Origin of the sequence: Tautonia sociabilis, from assembly GCF_003977685.1 — a bacterium.
GTDB lineage: Bacteria > Planctomycetota > Planctomycetia > Isosphaerales > Isosphaeraceae > Tautonia > Tautonia sociabilis.
Genome location: NZ_RYZH01000072.1, coordinates 1 through 19458, shown reverse-complemented (window position 1 = coordinate 19458; position 19458 = coordinate 1). Strand labels below are relative to the sequence as shown.

15 protein-coding genes are annotated in these 19458 nt (G+C 71.4%); 6 read left to right on the top strand and 9 right to left on the bottom strand.

Annotated features, from left to right (window positions below; genetic code table 11):
• Window positions 1–176: 176 nt before the first annotated feature.
• The gene (locus TsocGM_RS23585) at window positions 177–398 is read right to left on the bottom strand and encodes a hypothetical protein (RefSeq protein WP_126727920.1); all 222 of its coding nucleotides are present in this window, start codon (window positions 396–398) and stop codon (window positions 177–179) included.
• 559 nt (window positions 399–957) lie between these two features.
• On the opposite strand from TsocGM_RS23585, the gene TsocGM_RS23580 reads away from it, so the two are divergent.
• From TsocGM_RS23580 to TsocGM_RS23570, 3 genes are all read left to right on the top strand, one after another.
• Window positions 958–2478, top strand: a complete 1521-nt coding sequence (locus TsocGM_RS23580; protein ID WP_126727919.1) for a hypothetical protein — start codon at window positions 958–960, stop codon at window positions 2476–2478.
• Window positions 2475–3866: a Gfo/Idh/MocA family protein gene (locus TsocGM_RS23575; protein WP_126727918.1), complete on the top strand. Its 1392-nt coding sequence runs from the start codon at window positions 2475–2477 to the stop codon at window positions 3864–3866. The genes TsocGM_RS23580 and TsocGM_RS23575 overlap by 4 nt, the downstream gene beginning before the upstream one ends.
• A gap of 75 nt (window positions 3867–3941) precedes the next feature.
• On the top strand, window positions 3942–6101 hold the full coding sequence (locus tag TsocGM_RS23570) for a bifunctional serine/threonine-protein kinase/formylglycine-generating enzyme family protein (RefSeq protein ID WP_126727917.1): 2160 nt from the start codon (window positions 3942–3944) through the stop codon (window positions 6099–6101).
• Between the two features lie 77 nt (window positions 6102–6178).
• On the opposite strand, the gene glpK is transcribed toward TsocGM_RS23570, so the two are convergent.
• Window positions 6179–7681 (bottom strand): glycerol kinase GlpK, encoded by a 1503-nt coding sequence (gene glpK, locus TsocGM_RS23565; protein ID WP_126727916.1) that lies wholly within the window; start codon window positions 7679–7681, stop codon window positions 6179–6181.
• 209 nt (window positions 7682–7890) lie between these two features.
• Here glpK and TsocGM_RS23560 point away from each other — a divergent pair, with 209 nt between their 5' ends.
• From TsocGM_RS23560 to TsocGM_RS23550, 3 genes are all read left to right on the top strand, one after another.
• The gene (locus tag TsocGM_RS23560) at window positions 7891–8400 is read left to right on the top strand and encodes a hypothetical protein (RefSeq protein ID WP_126727915.1); all 510 of its coding nucleotides are present in this window, start codon (window positions 7891–7893) and stop codon (window positions 8398–8400) included.
• Between the two features lie 75 nt (window positions 8401–8475).
• Window positions 8476–8919, top strand: coding sequence for a hypothetical protein (locus tag TsocGM_RS23555; RefSeq protein WP_126727914.1), 444 nt, complete (start codon window positions 8476–8478; stop codon window positions 8917–8919).
• 41 nt (window positions 8920–8960) lie between these two features.
• Window positions 8961–9389, top strand: coding sequence for a hypothetical protein (locus TsocGM_RS23550; RefSeq protein ID WP_126727913.1), 429 nt, complete (start codon window positions 8961–8963; stop codon window positions 9387–9389).
• A 16-nt stretch (window positions 9390–9405) separates the two neighbouring features.
• On the opposite strand, the gene TsocGM_RS23545 is transcribed toward TsocGM_RS23550, so the two are convergent.
• The 7 genes from TsocGM_RS23545 to TsocGM_RS23515 all read right to left on the bottom strand — a co-directional run.
• Window positions 9406–9696, bottom strand: coding sequence for a hypothetical protein (locus TsocGM_RS23545; RefSeq protein WP_126727912.1), 291 nt, complete (start codon window positions 9694–9696; stop codon window positions 9406–9408).
• Entirely contained in the window at window positions 9693–12185 is a 2493-nt protein-coding gene (locus TsocGM_RS23540) for a glycosyltransferase (protein ID WP_126727911.1), read from the bottom strand. Before TsocGM_RS23540 ends, TsocGM_RS23545 begins: the two co-directional genes overlap by 4 nt.
• Window positions 12185–14650 (bottom strand): glycosyltransferase, encoded by a 2466-nt coding sequence (locus TsocGM_RS23535; protein WP_126727910.1) that lies wholly within the window; start codon window positions 14648–14650, stop codon window positions 12185–12187. The genes TsocGM_RS23540 and TsocGM_RS23535 overlap by 1 nt, the downstream gene beginning before the upstream one ends.
• Window positions 14651–14720: 70 nt before the next feature.
• On the bottom strand, window positions 14721–15506 hold the full coding sequence (locus TsocGM_RS23530) for an ABC transporter ATP-binding protein (protein ID WP_233579146.1): 786 nt from the start codon (window positions 15504–15506) through the stop codon (window positions 14721–14723).
• A gap of 61 nt (window positions 15507–15567) precedes the next feature.
• Window positions 15568–16431, bottom strand: a complete 864-nt coding sequence (locus TsocGM_RS23525) for an ABC transporter permease (RefSeq protein WP_233579145.1) — start codon at window positions 16429–16431, stop codon at window positions 15568–15570.
• 85 nt (window positions 16432–16516) lie between these two features.
• Window positions 16517–17920 carry a glycosyltransferase family 39 protein gene (locus TsocGM_RS23520; protein ID WP_126727907.1) on the bottom strand — a complete coding sequence of 468 codons (1404 nt, stop codon included), beginning with the start codon at window positions 17918–17920 and terminating at the stop codon, window positions 16517–16519.
• Between the two features lie 183 nt (window positions 17921–18103).
• Window positions 18104–19458, bottom strand: a 1355-nt coding sequence (locus tag TsocGM_RS23515) for a DUF1501 domain-containing protein (protein WP_148114891.1), incomplete at its 5' end; no start/stop codon positions are given.

Genomic DNA, 19458 nt, shown 5'->3' with positions numbered 1-19458 from the left:
ATGGCCCGCTTCAATTGGCCAGCACTGCCCCGTACGCGCATGCTGGCCTTCGGAACTTCGACGCGAACCCATTGAGCATTCTGAGAATTTAAATCGATGACAACTTGATATTCGTCTTGATTTAAGAGACATATCGTTGTTTTTCCGCAGACAAGAACGACAAATGTTTTGACGCCTCATTCAATGTCATCGCGAAGATGCTGGAGATCGTCTGGTTGAAAGGTGAACTGCCAGGGCGGATTGTCCGTTTCGGTCAGCTTGATCATCAAACGGCGATCGGTGTTAACGAGATCGTGCCCATATTTGTCATCGACTTTATTCAACGCCTTGAAGGAGTTGTGCTCTATGATCTGGGTCAGGGCCGCGCCGTGGAAGAGGTCTTTCTGCTGGATCTTCACGAGTGGCAAGACTCCCCGCCGCCTCACCTTGGTTGTCGACGACGTACGTGTCGTGGAGCATCACGCCACGCACCGTGTCATCCCGTTCAGATTGCATTCTGATCGCGACGGATCGGAGGTGCAAGGACCTTTCTGGGATGTCCGGAGCGTGAGCGGGAGAAGAGGCGGAGACGCCCAGGCCGCGGGATCGGCCGCGTGAGGCGTTGGGGAGGGGGACACGGGTGGCGCGCCAGTGTTCCGGGAGTGGGCGTCCGCGGGCGGGGCGTGTCCACCGGCTTGACGACGGTTTGAGTGGTGTCCTCGTCGGGGAGGTCCGAGGGGAAGGGGGCGGGGGCATGGGCCTCCCGGGGGGAGCCTGGTTCGGCCTTCTCCCGGGGGAGGATCGGGACGATCGGAGCGTTTCTGACCAAGACGGCCTCTGGGCCCGATCTTCTTAGTGAGTCTGCGGCCCTCCGCTGCGATCGGCGACGGCGCCGGCAGCAGCAGGGGAAGAGAACCGGCCGACCGGCGGCCCCGAAGAGGGCGGGCCGGGCGAATCCGTCGCGTCGAGGTGACACCCATGAGCACGATCGCGGACCCTCCGAGCGCTCCGAACCCAGGCGACCCGACCCGAGACCGCTTCGGCCGCCTGCGGAGCCGACACAACGCGCGCACCCACGGCCTGACCGCCGCCCTGCCCGACGGCGAGGCCGAGGCCGCCGCCATGCAGGCCTTCGCCGACCGATGGGCCGCTCAGCTCGGCTCGGAGGTGGAGGCCGAGGAGGCGTTGATCCGGGCGGCGGCCGTCGCCTATGCGCGGTTCGAGCGGTGCAGGAAGGCCGAGGAGGCCGCCCTCCGCGACGCCTCCCGCCTGGCCGTCGAGCGCTGGGAGCGGAGGAAACGGCACGCCGTTCGGCGCAAGGCGCAGGACCTCGCCCGGGACCCGATCGCCATCGTCGCCGAGCTGGAGACCTCCTCCTTCGGCTGCGAGTGGCTGCAACGGCACTGGCAGCGGCTCGACGCCAAGCTGGCGCAGGGGGTCGCCTGGGATCCCCGGGAACTGGCCTTCGCCATGACCCTGCTCGGCCTGCTCCCGATGCCCCCCGGCCCCGGCGGCGACCCGATCGCCCGGCAGATCTGGTCGCTGGCTCGGATCGTCTCGGGCGATCGGCAGGCCGCGGTCGACGGCCTCCCGGGCGACCCGGAGGCCGCCCGGGTCGCGTTGCGCCGGCGGATCGCCGAGGAGTTCGACCGGCTCGACCGGCTCCGGGCCGACCTCTGGGAGCACCAGGACGGCCCGGAGGCCGAGGCGATCGCCCGATCCGGGCTGGTCGACTCGAGCAAGGAGGGCCAGCTCCGCCAGCGCTACCGCCGCGAGGCGTTCTCGGAGATGATCCGGGGGATCAACCAGGTCATGCGCATCCGAGTCGAGCGCAGCCGGGACGACGATCGCCAGTGGCGACGCGCCCACACCAGCCCTCCCCGACCCCATCCCGAGCCCGCCCCTCCTCCCATCCCGGCCGGCTCCCGAGACGAACCGCCCCTCCCCTCGGCCGGGGAGCCCGAACCGTCAGGACCCGGAGGAGAATCCCGACCAGGCCAAGCCGGCCCCTCCCGAGTCGGCCCCGAGCCCCCGAGCCCCCCGACCCCGAGCTTCGTCCCGGCCTCCCACCGAAACGAACCGCCAAAGCCCCCCTCGGGGACGGACTCGCATCGCCGCAACACCGAGTCCTGCAAGACGTTCCTCCCAGGGGACGCTGTCGAGGTCCCCGAAGGCGATCGGCGCACCGAGCCAAGCGCCGAAGCGCCCGCCGCCGCCCCTCCCGACGCCCGATTCCCGGCCGAGCGGTCGTCTCCCGGCGGGGTCGGCAGGGGGGCGGCCCCGGCGCCGGGGCCGGTCGGGCCCGGGGACGTCTTCTCCCCGGCCCCGCCGTCGCCACGACCCGACCTCCGGGGACGCCGGTCGATCGCCTCGGCCGGGGCCGGCCGACCGTCGCCGGGGCCTTGCGATCCCGGCCCGGTTCGAGCAGAGTCGGGAGGGGCGGCGGTCGAGGCCGCCTCCGGCCCCCCCGGTCTTCCGAACGTGCGAGCCAAGCCATGAAGCGAAGCGAAGTCGCGCCGAGGTCGTCGTCCCGTCGCGGGTTCCTCCGATCGGTCGGCCGGGCGGCCGCGGCGGGGGTGGCCGCGCCCATGATCGTGCCCGCCTCGGCGCTGGGCCGGGGAGGCATTCCGGCGCCGAGCGACCGGATCACGCTGGCGATGATCGGCACCGGGAACCAGGGGTTCAACGACCTGCGCAGCTTCCTGAGGGACGACCGCGTGCAGGTGGTCGCCGTTTGCGACGTGAACCGCGAGAGCGAGGGCTACTGGGACGGCAAGCTCGGCGGCCGGGAGCCGGCGAAGCGGCTGGTGGAGGAGCATTACGCGGAGCGGGCCGGCTCCGGGTCGTATCCCGGCTGCTCGGCGTATGTCGACTTCCGGGAGGTGCTCGGCCGCGACGACATCGACGCGGTGGAGGTCTGCACGCCGGACCACTGGCACGCGATCCCGGTGATCGAGGCGTGCCGGGCGGGCAAGGACATTTACTGCCAGAAGCCGCTGTCGCTGACGATCGCCGAGGGGAGGGCGATGAGCGACGCGGTGGCGAAGTCGGGCGTGGTGTTCCAGACCGGCAGCCAGCAGCGCTCCGACCGGAACTTCCGCCAGGCCGCCGAGCTGGTGCGCAACGGCAAGATCGGCGAGTTGAAGCGGGTGCTCGTCGGCCTGCCCGGGGGTCGGCCGAACCTGGCCGGCGAGGGGGGGGACGACAAGCGGGTCGCCGCCGTCCCCGACGGGTTCGAGTACGACTTCTGGCTGGGGCCGGCTCCCGAGGCGCCGTATGCCCGGGCACGCTGTCATGTGAACTTCCGCTGGATCCTGGATTACTCCGGAGGCCAGATCACCGACTGGGGAGGTCATCACCCGGATTGCGCCCAGTGGGGCATGGGCACCGACCTGACCGGGCCGGTGGAGATCCGCAACGTGAGCGGCACGTTCGAGCCGTCCGACCCGCTCTGGAACACGGCCACGGCCTTCTCGTTCGACGCGGTGTATGAGAATGGCGTGGTGATGACCATCTCGAACGAGAACCGGATGGGGGTGACGTTCGAGGGGACGGAGGGGACGGTCTACGCCAACCGGGGGCGGATCGAGGCCGACCCGGCCGGGTTGCTCGACTCGGAGCTGGGCCCGGAGGCGATCCGGCTTTATGCCAGCGACGACCACTTCCGGAACTTCATCGACTGCGTGATCGCTCGAGGGCCGACGGCGGCGCCGGCGGAGGTGGCGCACCGGTCGATCACGATCTGCCATCTGGGGAACATCGCCCTGAGGCTGGGGAGGGAGCGGCTGCGCTGGGATCCGGAGTCCGAGCGGATCCTCGGCGACGACGAGGCGGACGCGATGCGGTCCAGGCCGTACCGCGATCCGTGGGGCTTGCCTGTCGTCTGACGGGCGGATTGGTTGTCGACTGATGGGCTCGATCGTTCTTGAGAGCCTGAGAAGTTAACGGAGTCGGCCGTCGTCATGTCCCGCGTCGAAGGCCTGCCCGAGCCGCCGCCGATCCCCGGTTTCGCGTTCATCCGCCGGATCGGCCGGGGGGGCATGGGCGAGGTATTTCTCGCAAGGCAGGAGTCTCTGGGCGGCCGCCCAGTGGCGATCAAGCTGCTGTTCGCCGACGAGCAGTCGCTGTCGGACGAGCGGATGGTCCGCTTCCGCCGAGAGGCGGAGCTGATGGGCCGGGTGGACCACCCGAATGTGGTGACGGTGTACGACTCGGGCACGGCGGCGGGCCGGCCGTACCTGGTGATGGCTTATGTGGACGGGGGGGACCTCCGCCAGCTGATGACGCCCGGGGTGCCGATGACGATCGACCGGGCGAAGGCGATCGTCGTGCCGGTGGGGGAGGCGCTGACCTGCCTGCATCGCATCGGCATCCTCCACCGCGACCTGAAGCCGGAGAACGTGCTGATCGGCGAGGACGGCCGGCCGAAGGTGGCCGACTTCGGCATCGCCGTGCTCCGGGGAGGGGCCGGGGCGCTGACCGGCACGGAGGTCGGCCTGGGGACCCCGGGTTACGTCGCTCCGGAGCAGCAGTTCCGGCTCTCGGTCGACGAGCGGGCCGATCAGTACTCGCTGGCCGCGCTGTCGTACGAGCTGCTCACCGGACAGGTGCCGCTGGGGGTGCCGAAGCCGCCGTCTCGGTACAACCGGGCGCTGCCTCCGGCGCTGGACGAGGTCTTGCTGAAGGCGCTGGCCGACGATCCGGACGACCGCTTCCCGGACGTGCCGGCGTTCCTCCGCGCCTTCGAGGCGGCGCTGGCCCACCGGCGTCCCTGGACTCGGGCGGGGGGGTACCAGGTCGTGCTGGCGGCGGCGGCGGCGGCGGTCGCCATCGGGCTGCTGATCGTCGGTCTGGTGGCGGCCTGGACCGGCTCGGGCTCGCCGTCGGGCGATGGTGACGGCGGAGTGGCGGTCGAGCCTCCCCAGGAACCCTGGAAGGATCCCCTCGTGCCGTTCCTGGAAGACCAGATCGAGCGCTTCGCGTTCGCCCACTACCAGGCCCGGAGCCCGGACGAGGGGGACGAGCGGAGCGACTGGCTGGCCGCCCTGGACGAACTGCTCGGCCACGGGCCGCTGGCCGAGCGGGTCAAGGAACAGATCAACGAGCGGGCGTATCTGATCTGGGAAGAGAAGGGGAGGGGAGAGCAGCCGGAGCTGGACAACTGGCTGGCGGCCCGGAGGTGGTTCCTGGAGGAGGACCGGCTGGGTGAGGCGATCGACGCGGCGATCGGCGCCGAGGCCGTGTCCCGCTGGGAGCGCGAGGGCCGCCCCGAGGGAAAAGCCCTGGCGCACTGGGTGTCGGCGCGCCGCCGGCTGGTGGACGAGGGCCGGCTGCTGCCGAGCCGGATCCGGGACGACCTGGGGATGACCTTCGTGCTCGTCCCCGCCGGGACGGTCGGCGAGCCCCCCGTGCCGGGCCAGCCCGGCCGGGAGCGCGGGCCTCGGCTCGGCCGACCGATCTACCTGGCCGAGCACGAGGTGACGATCCGGCTCTTCGATGCGTTCGTCGCCGAGACGCGGCACCGGACCACCGCCGAGGTCGAGGGCTGGGCCATCGGCTTCGACCCCCAGACGGGGAAGGAACTCCGGGGGCCCGAGTTTCACTGGCGGAACCCCGGCTACCTGGGAGGGTCGGCGAACGACCACCCAGTGGTCCAGGTCTCGTGGCTCGACGCCATCGCGTTCTGCTCCTGGGCGACCGCCTCGGGGGGCAACCTCGGCCGGTGCCGCCTGCCGACCGAGGACGAGTGGCGCTATGCCTACCACCTGGGAAGATCCCGGAACCCCTCGTCCGGCTCTCCCCCCCTCGACCTGGAGGAGGACGCCTGGTTCCGGGAGAACTCGGGAGGGCAGGCGCACCCCGTGGGGACCCGGAACCCCGACGGGCTGGGGCTGTTCGACCTGCTGGGCAACGTCGGCGAGTGGTGCCTGGGCGACTGCTCGGCGGTCGACCGGGATGCCCCGGCCGCCGGCTCCCGGCCGGGGCGCCCGATCCTCGGAGGCTCGTGGATCAACCTCGCCGAGGAGCTGGGCCCCGATGCGGTCATCTGCCATCCGGAGGATTTCCGGTATCCGTCGGTGGGGTTCCGCGTGTGCCGGGAGATTCCGGAGGAGTTTTATTGATTCAATGTCATATGAGTCGACGAGCGTATATTCAGTGGTAGGGTGTCCGGGGCCGAGTCGACCCCGGGCCTGGAGGGTCAATGGGAGCGGTAGTGGCGGACGACCGTTTCGACGGCGTGGCGCCAGCGGCGGAGGGCCTTGCGGCGCCAGGAGGGGTCTCGGGAGGGAGTGAACGGGTCGCCGCCGGGCTCCAGCAGCGCGGCGACGGCATCGACGTTGGGCCAGAGGCCGACGCCCAGGCCGGCCAACGCGGCGGCGCCGAGGGCGGTGGCCTCGGTCTGGGGGCTTCGGCGGATGGGCAGGCCCATCAGATCGGCCTGGAAGCGGAGGAAGGGATCGGAGCGGGCCATGCCGCCGTCGGCTCGGAGGGACTCGAGCGGGGCGGGGAGGTCGACGTTCATGGCCTCGACGAGGTCGGCGATCTGGTAGGCGACCCCCTCGATGACCGCCCGGGCGAGGTCGGGGACGGTCGTGGCCCGGGTGATGCCGAAGATGGTGCCGCGGGCCTCGGCGACCCAGTGGGGGGCCCCCAGGCCGGTCAGGGCGGGGACGAAGAGGACCTCGCTGTCGGGGGCGGCCTCCTCGGACAGCGGGTTGATCTCCGGTGCGGCGCCGATGGCCCGCAGGCCGTCTCGGAACCACTGGACGGCGGCCCCGGCGATGAAGACGCTCCCCTCCAGGGCGTACTGCTGCGCCGCCCCCGGCGGGGAGGCGGCGGGGGTGGTGACCAGGCCGGTGGTGGAGCGGACGACCCGCTCTCCGGTGTTCACCAGCAGGAAGGCCCCGGTGCCGTAGGTGCACTTGGCCTGGCCCGGATGCACGCAGCCGTTGCCGAAGAGGGAAGCCTGCTGGTCGCCGGCGATCCCGGCGATCGGGAGGCCGTCGGGCAGGTAGCCCAGGCCCCGAGTCTGGCCGACCTCTCCGGAACTGGGAACGATCTCGGGCAATATTGTGGTCGGGATGCCGAAGAACTGGCACAGGTCGTCGGCCCACCGGCCGGCGCGGAGGTCCATCAGCAAGGTCCGGGAGGCGTTGGTCACGTCGGTCGCGTGCAATCGGCCGCCGGTGAGGTGGCCGAGCACAAGGCTGTCGACGGTGCCGAACGCCAGCTCCCCGGCCTCGGCCCGCTTGCGGACGCCCGGCAGGTGATCGAGCATCCACGACAGCTTGGTGGCCGAGAAGTACGAGTCGAGCAACAGGCCCGTGCGCTCGGCCAGCCAGTCGGCGCGCGAGGCGAGGCTCCGACAGAGCTCCGCCGTGCGGCGGTCCTGCCAGACGATTGCCGGCCCGGCGGGCTCGCCGGTGGCTCGGTCCCAGAGAACGGTCGTCTCACGCTGGTTGGTCAGGCCGATCGCCGCGATCCGGTCGGCCCCGACGCCGGACTCCCCCAGGGCGGCGATGACCGTGGTGCCGACGGAGTCGACCAGGGCCCCGGGGTCGTGCTCGACCCAGCCCGGCTTCGGATAGGTGGGGGGCACCTCGATCTGTCCCTGGCCGACGGGCCGAAGCCTGGTATCGTAGACAACGGCCCGGGTGCTCGTGGTGCCCTGGTCGATTACCAGGATGTGATCTCGGGCCATCGTCGTCGGCTCCGCTCAGGGGTCGGGATGGGATCGGGATCGCGTCGCGGGCGCCTCGGAGATCGACGAGGCCGCGACGTGCGATCGGAAGGGGGGCGCCGCCGGGGTCGTTCCGGGGCGGCGCCTCGCACGACCGGCCAGCATCGGCCAGAGCGGCCCGGGACGCAAGATCCGGCCGGCGCACCACCCCGGAACCAGGAGCGGAGCGGATGGAGACATTCCTGACCATGTGGCCGGCAACGTTCGGGCAAGCCGTGACGGTCGAGGCCGGCTCGGTGCCGGGAGCCGTGCCGACGTCCCTGCTGATCCTGGCCGCGATCGCCGCGGTGACCGTGATCAGCCTGGTGCCGATCGTGCTGGGGATCCGGGCCCAGCGGCACAAGCAAGAAATGGAGCATGCCGAACGGATCCGGGCGATCGAGTGCGGCCGGCCAATCCCCGGTGAGGCGGGCTGGTGGACCCCGGGCCGGACGGCGGGGACCATCGGCGTCGGAGTGCCGGCGGCGGTCTTCGGGATCGCCTTCGTCGCCTCGTCGGCCGACTCCTCGGCGGCGCCGTTCATCTGGCCGTCGGCCGGCGCCGTGGGCGTGGCGGCGGTGATCTGCGGCACCGTCCTCGCCGCCCGGACCCCCGCCCCCCGGCCAACTCCCCCCGACCCTCGGGCCAAGCCCGACGTCGACCCCGACGCCTACGACGCAGCCGAACATCAACATGCGTGATCGCAATGACCATGCGCCATGCGCCATCCGGCAACCGCCCTGCCCATTCCCCCCGACCCCGAGGCCCGAACGACCATGGATGAAGCACTCGTGATCCCCATCGTGGCGATCCTCATGCCGATGTTCCTGGTGCCGGCCGTGATCCTGATGCGGCAGTCGGCCCGCAATCGCGAGTGGCAGCACCGCGAGCGGATGAAGGCGATGGAGCTGGGCCTGCCGGTGCCCGGGGCCGAGGCCTGGGCGGGGAGGTCGGCGATCGCGATCGGAGCGGTGATGCCCGTGGGGGTCTTCGTCGCCTCGATGGTGACGAACGCGACGACGAGGAACGATGACGTCTGGGTCGCCGCGGCCTTCGTGTCGCTCGCCGGGGTGATTGGCGGGGTGCGGCTGGCCGGGAGGCAGTTCGGGATGCAGGCGAAGGGCAGGGGCAGGCAGGCGGAGGCGGTCGCCTTCGACCGGCGCCATGGGAAGCCGGCGTTCAACCCCGACGCCGACGACGCGATCGCCAGGCATTGCTGATCGGGATCGGAGCACTCCCGAGCGGAGGAGGAACACCGGCCATGCCGTTGGGACCGACCTTGATCATCCTCGGCCTGCCGCTGATCGCGGGGGCCATCGCGATCGGCCGCGCCATCGAGCGGGCGTCGGAGCGGAGTCACGTCGAGCGGATGCGCGCCCTGGAGCTGGGCCGTCCGCTGCCCGATGGCCAGATCGGCGCCACGCTCGTCTGCCTGGCGGTGGGCGGGCTGGTTCCGGTGTCGGCCCTGGCGACGGGGATGATGCTGGCGGTGTCGAGGTCTCGGGACGAGGTGGCGGTCTTCGGCTTCTTGATGCTGGGCACGGTCGGCCTGACCGGGATCGTTGGCGGGATGAGGCTGGCAATCCGGCTGCTGTCCTCGCGGGGGAAGGGGACGCCTCCCCCCGAGCCGGTCAAGCCGGCCTTCGACCCGGACGCCTACCTCGACCCGCTCGCCGGGGCCCGGCGCTGAGGCCGGGCCGTCGGGGTCAGGCGGCGACCGCCCCTCGGTCGTCGGGGGAATCGGCGTCGCCTCGGCCTTCAAGGAGCTGGAGCCGAAGCTCCTCGACCTGCAACTCGAGCCGGGCGATCTCTCGAATGCAGCTATTCAAGGCAATGTTCATCTCGTGATGCGAGACGTTCAGCGCGTGCAGGTGCTGGGCGATCGGGTCCCGGATCGTGCCGCCGAGCAGGGCGTCGAGCTTGCGGCGGAGGGGGCGGCGCACGACGTTCGTGAGGCCCCAGATCCGCTTGATCGTCGATTTGATGAGGCGTTTCATCGCGAGGGGGCTCCGGGGGCGGGGGCGGGGGCGGTGCGGTCGGCGACGAGCCCGGCCGCGCCGCGTTCCATCAGTTCGGAGTAGGCGAGGGCGGCCCGCCGCCAGGAGTGGTGGCGGCGGACGTGGTCGAGGGCGGCGTCGGCGATCGCTCGGCGGGCGTCGGCGTCTCGGGCAAGCTCGGCCATGCGGTCGGCGAGGCCGGGCACGCCCTCCCGGGCGGGATCCCAGCGGACGACGACGCCGGGCGGGTAGTCGCGGAAGGTGGCGACGTCGGTGACGATCGTGGCCACTCCGGAGCGGAGGAAGTCGAGCAGCGAGGCGGACGTCTCGCCGTAGGTCGGCGGCCGACGCAGGGCGAGCCCGACGTCGACCGAGGCGACGAGCCGTTCGTAGTCGTCCTTCGACGCCTTGCCGAGGAAGAGGGTGCGGTCGGCCAGGCCGGCGGCCTCGACCAGCCGTCGGGCGTGGCCCCCCTCCCAATCCTTGCCGACGAAGACCAGCGCGGCCCGGTCGATCCGCCGGGAGACCGAGGAGAAGGCTCGGATGATCTCCTCGTACATCTTCATGGAGGTGAGGTTGCCGAAGCAGCCGAAGACGACGGCGTTGGCGGGCAGGCCGAAGCGGGCCCGGGTCTCGAGGAGCTGGGAGGGGGGCGGGAGGTTCGGGGTCGCCCCCATCGGGATGACGACGGTGCGGTCGACCTGGTCCGGCAGCGTCTCGCGGACCAGCTCCCGGCAGTAGGGCGAGTGGACGACCACAAACCGAGAGCGCTCGAAGATCTCCCGGTTCATCGCGACGCCGCGCCGGGCGGCGGCGGCCTGGAAGCCGCCAGGCTCGGCGAGCCAGGAGGACACGTCGTCGTCGGGCCCGAGGGTGCCGGCCTCGCGTTCGAGGGCGATGATGCGGTCGAGGTGGCCGGGGCGGGTGTCGGGCTGCCGGTCGTACCAGAAGTGGAACCCGGCGAGGTGGAAGTCGTGCAGGACGGTGATGCCGGGATGCTCGCGCAGGAGTTCGTAGACGGATCGATGGTACCAGGAATTGCCCATCTGGTAGATCACCGCCCGGTGGGGTAGGGCGGCGATGCGTCGGGCGAAGGCGGCGCGGTCGATGCAGCGGAAGCGGCGGTCTCGGAGGCCAAGCTCGGGGACGTAGTCGCCGTCGTGGTAGAGGTCGACGAGGTGGTGATCGGCCAGGGCGACCGCCAGGCGAGCGGCGTAGTCGGCGATTCCCGTCTCCTTCGGGGGGAAGGGGGAGACGAGCCCGATCCGGGGCCGATCCGGAGCGATGCGGACGTGGGGGGCGGGGACGCCGAGGCCGGCGGCCCGGAGCAGGGCCGGCCGGGCGGCCCGGCCGACCTCGTCCCAGCAGAGCCCGGCCGTCCGGGCAATGGCCCGGCGTCTGAGGTCGGAGGCGGACACCGGGTCGGAGAGGAGGCGATCGATCGCTCGGGCCAGGCCGGCGGCGTCGGTCGGGTCGACGAGAAGGCCGGCGTCGCCGACCACGTCGACCTGGGAGGAGTTTCTCCCGCCGATGACCGGGGAGCCGCTGCGCATGGCCTCCAGCAGCGGCAGGCCGAGCCCCTCGTACAGCGAGGGGAAGACCAAGGCGGAGCAGCGCCGGTAGAGAGCCTCCAGGGCCCGGTCGTTGACGACCCCCGCGAGGAGGACGCGGTCGTTTACGCTCCGATCCGTCGCATACGCGGAGATCTGGTCGCGGTACGCGGTGTCGTACTCGCCAGCGAGGACGAGTTGGAGCCGGTCCCGGGTGTCGGGGTCGAGGAGGGCCAGGGCGTCGAGCACGGCCCAGACGTTCTTGCGGTCGTCACGGCCGCCGACGTGGAGCACGAAGGGGGGGGAGACGCCCAGGAGGCGGAGGGCGTCGGCGTCGGGGGCGTCGTCGAGGCCGTCGGGATCGGCGGGGCGGAAGCGGGGATCCAGGGCGAAGGGGAGGGCGGTCACGCGATCGGGGCGGAGGCCGAGCAGGTCGATGGCGTCGCGGCGGGTCGAGCCGGAGATCGCGAGGAAGGCGTCGTAGCGGCGGATCGCGTCGAGGCGGTGCTCGTAACGGCGGCGGACGCCGGGGTCGGCGAGGTAGGCGTCGGGGAAGCGGAGCGGGATCAGGTCGTAGAGGACGGCGACGATCGGCACGCCGCCGGGCACCCGGGGAGGGGGCTCGAAGCCGGGAGCGAGCTCGAAGGGGTTGAGCAGCAGGAGGGCGTCGAGGCGGTCGGGGTTGTGGGAGGCGATGCGATCCCATCGGGATCGGATCGCGTCATCATCCTCGTTGGTGCCGATCTCGGAGAGTCGGCGGGGGGTGTTGCCGAGGTCCGGGACCCGGTCGCTCGGGAGGTCGCGGCAGCCGTAGAGGACGAACTCGTCGCCGGGGGAGGAGGCCGAGAGCGATCGGAGCAGCGCGGCGGCGTATCGGCCGACGCCTCGGTCTCGGCTGCCGGAGGACTGGAGGGGGAGCAGGTCGACGCCGAGGCGCATCAGGCCACCCCCTTCATGGGCTTCGAGGCTTCCGGGGAGCCGGCCGGGCCGAGGCCGGGCAGGCAGAGGGAGCGATAGAGGTCGATCAGCGGGGTCCAGGAGTGGTGGGCCTCGGCGTGGGCGAGGGCGGCTCGGCCGACCCGGAGCCGGCGGGGGAGGTCGAGGGCCGCGGCCCGCAGGGCGGCGCCGAGCTGGGCGACGCCGGCCTCCTCGCCGGGCCAGCAGACCTTGAAGACCGCGTCGTCGGGGACGGCGGAGAAGGTGCCGACGTCGCAGACGATCGTGGGTAGGCCTCGGCGGAGGAGGTCGAGCAGGGCGGCGGAACTCTCGCCGTTGGTCGGGGGGCGACGGAGGCAAAGGCCGACGTCGAAGGCGGCGATCGAGCGTTCGTAGTCCTCGTCGGGCAGGTGGCCGAGGAATCGGACACGGCCGGAGACGCCGAGCCGGTCGGCCTCTCGGGCGGCCTCGCCGCCGCCGAGGTCGCGGCCGAGGAAGACGAGCATCGCGTCGGGGAAGTCGGCCAGGGAGGAGGCGAAGGCCCGGATCGTCTCTCGATTGAGCTTGGTGGGGTGGAGGATGCCGACCGAGCCGAAGACCACGGCGTGGTCGTCGACGCCGAGGGCCCGGCGCGCCTCGCGGCGGCGGTCGGGGTCGATGGGGTCGGGGTCGCAGCCGATGGGGGCGACGTGGACCTTGCCGAGCAGCCAGGGGTAGGCGGCGGCGATGCGGTCGCGGCCGTCCTCGGAGTGAACGATGACGGCGGTGGCGCGCTCGAGGATGCGGCGGTTCATGGTCACCCCGCGTCGGACCATCTCCTCCTGGAGGTCCCAGGTGCCGGGCTCCCAGCCGGCGACCATCGCGGCGACCTCGGGGTCGCGGGCCTCGCCGGAGTAGGAGAGCTCCTCGACGAGGTGCGCGTTCATCCGACCGGCGATCAGGCCGTAACTGGCGTGGAAGCCGGGCATGGCGGGGTCGTGCAGGACGACGACGCCGGGGTGCTTCAAAAAGATGTCATAGAGATAGGCGTGATAGGATGAGTTGCCGAACTGGTAGATGACCGAGGCGTAGCCGAGCAGCCCGGCGCGGCGCTCGAAGAGGGAGGCGTCGAAGCAGGCGAGGCGGCCAGGGGAGTCGGCGAGGGCGGGGCGGTAGTCGGGGGCGTGGTAGAGGTCGATCAGGGCGTCATCGCGCAAAGCGGTGGCGATACGTTCGGCGTAGCGGGCGATGCCCGACCGCCGGGGGGGCAGGGGGGAGAACATGGCGAGGCGAGGGGGAGGGGCGGCCGGTCGAGGAAGGCGGGGACGACCGGTGGCGCCGAGGGCTCGGAGGGCGCGGTCGGCCACGTCGGCCCAGTGGAATTGGGAGGAGCGGTCGCGGCCTCGGGCGGCGAGGCGGCGGCGGAGGGCGGGGTCGTCGAGGAGTCGGGCGATCTTGGCGGCCAGGTCGGAGGGCTCGGCGGCGTGGGCGAGCAGGCCGGCGTCGCCGACGACCTCGGGCTGCGAAGAGTTGTTGGCGGCCACCACCGGGGCGCCGAACTGCATGGCCTCCAGGATGGGGAGGCCGAACCCCTCGTAGAGCGAGGGGAAGACGAAGGCGGCGCAGGAGCGGTAGAGCGTTTCCAGCGTGTCCTGGTCGACGCCGTTGGTGAGCACCAGCCGGTCGGCGACGCCGGCCGATCGGGCGTGGTCGGTGAGCGCTCGGATCTCCTTCTCGATGAGGGAGCATGTGACGACAAGTTGGATCGTCGATCGATGGTGGTCGGGGAGCAGGGCGAAGGCGTCGATCAGGCCTCGGAGGTTCTTGCGGGGGTCGCCGCTGCCGAGGCAGAAGAGGAAGGGGCGGTCGATGCCGAGGCGGTCGAGGGTGGCGGCGTCGCGGTTGGGGTCGCCGTCGGGGTCGGCGGGCGGGTCGCTGGCGGTGCCGATGGCGTGGACGCGGCCGGGGGGGAGGCCGAGCAGGCGGATGGTGTCGAGGCGGGTGGCCTCGGAGATGGCCAGGAGGCGGTCGTAGCGCGACAGGCGGCGGAGGTGCCCGTAGAACCAGCGGCCGACCTCCTCGCTGGTGAGGTAGGTTTCCTGGAAGAGGAAGGGGATGACGTCGTAGATGACTGCGGCGGCCCGGGTGCGGCCGACGGGGCGGTGGGGGAGGCCGTAGAACTGCCAGGTCTCGAAGGGGCTCAGCAGGAGGAACCAGTCGAGGCGGTCGGCGTCTTCCAGCAGGGCGCGTTCGACGGCGTGCTGGAGGGTGTGCTCCTCGCGGTCGGGCCGTCGGGCGACCTCCCGGATGCGGGAGCGGGGGGAGGAGGGGAGGCCGTCCCGGGGGAGGTCCTCATACGTGTAGATGACGTACTCGTTGCTCGTGTCGGCCTCGAGCATCGCCGCCAGCAGGCTGCGGGCGTACCGGCCGATGCCGCGGCCTCGGCTGAAGGGAGACTGGATGGCGAGCGCGTCGACGCCGATGCGCACGGGAGTCCTCCTGGGGGTGCCCTGGGCGGGCCGCGCCGGGCCGGTTCCGGGGGCGGGGGGCCCCCGGCGGTCAGGCGGCGTCGGCCGTCGGGATCTCGTGGTTGCTGCCGGCGGCCGGGGAGGAGTGGCCGACCTCCTCGGTGTAGGCCTGGATGACCTCGTCGATGGGGCCGTCTCGGCGGATGGTGCCGTGATCGATCCAGACGCCCCGGGTGCAGATCTTGGAGAGCGAGGTCATGTCGTGGGAGACGAGGATGACGACGCTCGAGCGCTCGATGACGGACATGATCCGCTCGTGGGCCTTGGCCTTGAAGGAGGCGTCGCCGACGCTGAGCGTCTCGTCGAGCAGGAGGATGTCCGGGGCGACCTCGGTGGCGACGGCGAACGACAGGCGGGAGAGCATGCCGCTGGAGTAGTACTTCAGCGGGAGGCCGGCGAACTGGCGGAGGCCGGAGAACTCCCAGATGCGGTCGATGCGGGCCCGCATCTCGCGGCGGTCGAAGCCGAGCAGGGCGCCGTTGAGGTAGACGTTGTCTTCGCCGGAGAGCTCGTAGTTGAAGCCGGCGCCCAGCTCGATGAGCGGGGCGACGCGGCCTTCGACGCGGAGCCGGCCGCTGGTGGGGGGGTAGATGCCGGCCATGACGCGGAGCAGGGTGCTCTTGCCGGCGCCGTTGGGCCCGAGGATGCCGACGCGCTCGCCGCGGGCGATGCCCAGGGAGACGTCGCGGAGGGCCCAGAAGGCGGAGTGGTTGCTCGTCTCGCGCCGGAGGAAGAGGTCGATGCAGGCGCGCTTGAGCGAGTAGTACTTGTCGTGGTAGGTGGTGAACCGGAGTGACACACCGCTGAGCTCGATCACGCTGGCTCCCCCCGCCCGATCCGACGACTCGGCCCGCCCCGATGATCCGGCCGGCCCCGGCTCAGAGCCGGAAGACCAGCTTGTCTTCGTAGCACTTGAAGGTGACATAGCCGATCCCCAGGACGACCGCCGCGATGCCGGCGGAGGAGCAGACGAGCGCCCAGGACGGCCACTGGCCGTCGTGAATGATCGTCTGGAAGAAGCGGATAAATGGGTAGGCCGGGTTGAGCCAGAAGCGCCAGGCGACTTCGGGAGGGAGGGTGTTGACCGGGTAGATGATGGGGGTCGCGAAGTACCAGGCTTGGAGGACGACCGTGAGCAGGTGGCCGAAGTCGCGGTAGAAGGTGTTGACCGTGGCGGTGATCAGGGCGATGCCCAGGGCGAAGGTGGCGAACAGGGTGATGGCCAGCGGCAAGAGCAGCAGCGGGGCGGTCAACCGGGCCCCGAGGGGGACCATCAGCAGGAACAGGGCTCCCATCGAGAGGACCAGGGTGGCGGCGTTGAGCAGGACCCGGGTGATGGGGAACACCAGCTTGGGGATGTAGATCTTGCGGATCAGCGGCTCGTTGGCGATGACGCAGATCGCTCCCTCGCTGACCGTGGCGTAGAGCATCGACCAGGGGACGAGCCCGGAGAACAGATAGATGGCGTAGTTCCCCGCGTTGTCGAACTTGAAGAACTGGCTGAAGACGACCGACAGGACGGCCATCATCAGGATCGGGTTGAGCAGGGTCCAGAGGAACCCGAGGACCGAGCGGTGGTAGCGGAGGCGGAAGTCCTGGGCGACGAGGTTCTTCAGGACGGCCCGGAAGCGGTACAGATCTCGGGCGTCCCGGGCGATCGTCCCGATCCAGTTCGCGCCGGAGAGGGCGTCGCCCCCCGGCGGGAACACCTGAGGCATCGGCGACGAGACCTGTGTGGCCATATCGATTCACTTCCGTGTGAATGGGGAGCGTCGGGGCCGCCCCGAGGTCGCCTTCCCTGGCCCCGTCGAGGGCTCCGGGTCCCGCTCATCGGCCGACGGCGGGCGATCGCCCCCGGGCGGCGGCCCCCGACCGCGTCCGGATGGCCGGGATCATACGGTTTCGGTCCGCCTTGTGAAGGGCAACCTCGGCCGACGCCTCTGGTCGAGAGCCGGCCGCGATTCCGGCCGCCCAGACGGCCGCCAGGGGCTCGATCGGCACGTGGAACCGGGCCGAGACGATTGTCAGGGCGTGGAAGCCCGCGATCAGGCCGGCCGCCAGCAGGGTCGGCGCCAGAGGTCGGCGGGCCTCGGGGCCCGAGGCGATCCAACCGAGCAGGGCGAGCAGCGTGAGCCCGAGGTGGCCGGCCCGATAGATGAGGCTGCGGGTCTTGGGGTTGGTGTCGTCCCAGAGGACGAAGGCGAGCAGTCGTCTGAGGCAGAGCCTTGGGTATCGGGCCGGATCGGCCCGGAGGTCGTCCAGCGCCCGGCGGAAGAGGAGGCGGGAGCGGGCCGGTTCGGTCAGGGAGGAGAGGAGCAGGTCGTCGGCCTCGGTGAGGGCGATGTCGTCGATGTAGCCGGCCTCGTGGCGGGCGTCCCAGAGGGCCCGGTTGCGCTCGGCGAGGCTGCCGCCGGCGCGGGCTTCGAGAACGCGGTCGACCGAGGGGCGGACGACCTTGTCGGTCCCCTCGCTCAGGGAGCAATTGCCCTGCCAGAAGGCGTAGCCGAAGGTGCTCTTGACCGGGACGAACTCACCGTGGACGCGGTAATTCCGGGCGACCCAGGGGGAGACGACCAGCGCGGCGACCAGGCCGATCGTCGCCAGCGGCCGGAGGGCCCCGACGAGCCCTCGGGCCCGGATCCAGATCCAGCAGATGCCGGGGGCGATGAGGGCGAGGATGGGGTCGGTGAGGGTCAGGAGCCCGAGCAGGGCCCCGGTGGCGAGCCGATCGGCGCGATTGCCGGTGCGGGCGGATCGGTAGGAGACCGCGAAGGAGGCGGTCACGAGTAGCGCCGCGAGGCAGGCCACCTGGACGTGGGTGGCCGAGTAGACGAGCGTGGGGTGCAGCGCGACGACCAGGCCGGCCAGGACCGCCATCCGGGGGCGGCCGGGGACGGCCTCTCGGGCGAGGAGCATCGCCGCCAGGGCGGTCAGGCCGCCGAGGATCGCCTGGCCGAGCTGGAGCAGCAGCAGCGCGGCCGGCGTCTCGACCCCGCCGACGGCGAAGCTGGCGGCGACGAGAAGGGGATAGACGGGGGCCTGCTGGGAGGTCGGGCCGTCGACGCCGAGGAAGCGGATGGAAAAGCCGCGACCGTCGAGCAGGTTCGCGGCGATCTCGCCGTGCTCATACGTGCTGCGGGGGACGGTGTGGCTCTGGAGCACGAGGATCGCCGCCACCCGAGCGGCGACGGCGAGGGCGACCACGGCGACGATCCATCGGCGGTGCGGCATCCGGCAAGACTCCCCCGGCGCGCCGGCGTCTCCCGGCCCGAGCCCCGGGCACTTTGACGGCGATGCCGCCGGGGGTCAAGGCGGAATGGATAGGGAGCGGGAGCGGGGGCGGAGCGGGGGTGATCGGTTCGCCAATCGCGGGGCCCCGATGCCGGTCGGGAGGCCGGGCCGGCGATCGGGGGGTCAGGCGATCAGCTCGGGGATGACGCGGGCGGGCTCGACGCTGGTGAGGCGCTGGTCGAGCCCCTGGTAGCGGAAGGTGAAGCGTTCGTGGTCGAAGCCGAGGAGCTTCAGCACGGTGGCGTGGAAGTCTCGGATGTGGACGGGGTCCTTGACGATGTTGTAGGAGAAGTCGTCGGTTTCGCCGTAGATGGTGCCGGGTCGGGAGCCGCCGCCGGCCATCCACATGGTGAAGCAGCGGGGGTGGTGGTCCCGGCCGTAGTTCTCCCGGGTCAGGCCGCCCTGGCAGTAGATGGTGCGGCCGAACTCGCCTCCCCAGATGACGAGGGTTTCGTCCAGGAGGCCGCGGGATTTCAGATCCTGGATGAGGCCCCAGCAGGGGCGGTCGACGTCGCGGCACTGGTCGGGCATGCGGCCGGCGAGGTTGCCGTGGTGGTCCCAGTTGTTGTGGTAGATCTGCACGAAGCGGACGCCGCGCTCGACCATGCGGCGGGCCAGCAGCGTGGTGTTGGCGAAGCTGCCGGGCTTCAGGGCGTCGGGTCCGTAGAGGTCGAGGGTGGCGGCCGACTCGGTCGACAGGTCGGTCAGCTCGGGGACGCTGGCCTGCATGCGGAAGGCCAGCTCATACTGCTGGATGCGGGTGGCGATCTCGGGGTCGCCGAGGCGGTCGTAGGCGTGCTCGTTGAGGGCCTTCAGGCCGTCGAGGGTGGTGCGGCGGACGGACTCGGGGACGCCGTCGGGGTTGTTGATGTAGAGGATCGGGTCGCCGGCGGTGCGGAAGGAGACGCCGGCGTGCTCGCCGGGCAGGTAGCCCGAGGACCAGAGGCGGGCGGAGATGGCCTGGATCTGCTCGGTGTTCGAGGGGCGGGCGACGAGGACGACGAAGGTGGGCAGATCCTCGTTCTCCGACCCGAGCCCGTAGGAGGCCCAGGAGCCCAGGCAGGGGCGGCCAGTGACCATGTTGCCGGTCTGGATGTAGCTGATGGCCGGCTCGTGGTTGATGGCCTCGGTGTGCATGCTGCGGATGAAGCACAGGTCGTCGACCATGCGGGCGGTGTTCGGCAGCATCTCCGACACCCACATGCCGCACTCGCCGTGCTGGGCGAACTGGTACTTCGACGGGGCGATGGGGAAGCGGGCCTGGCCGCTGGTCATGGTGGTGAGGCGCTGGCCCATGCGGATCGAGTCGGGGAGATCCGTGTCGAACTTGTCGGCCATCGCCGGTTTGTAGTCGAACAGGTCCATCTGGGACGGCCCGCCGACCATGTGCAGGTAGATGACGTGCTTGGCCCGGGGGGCGAAGTGCGGGCCGAAGGCGGGGCCGCGGGTGTCGGCGCCGGTCTCGGCGGCGGGGGGGG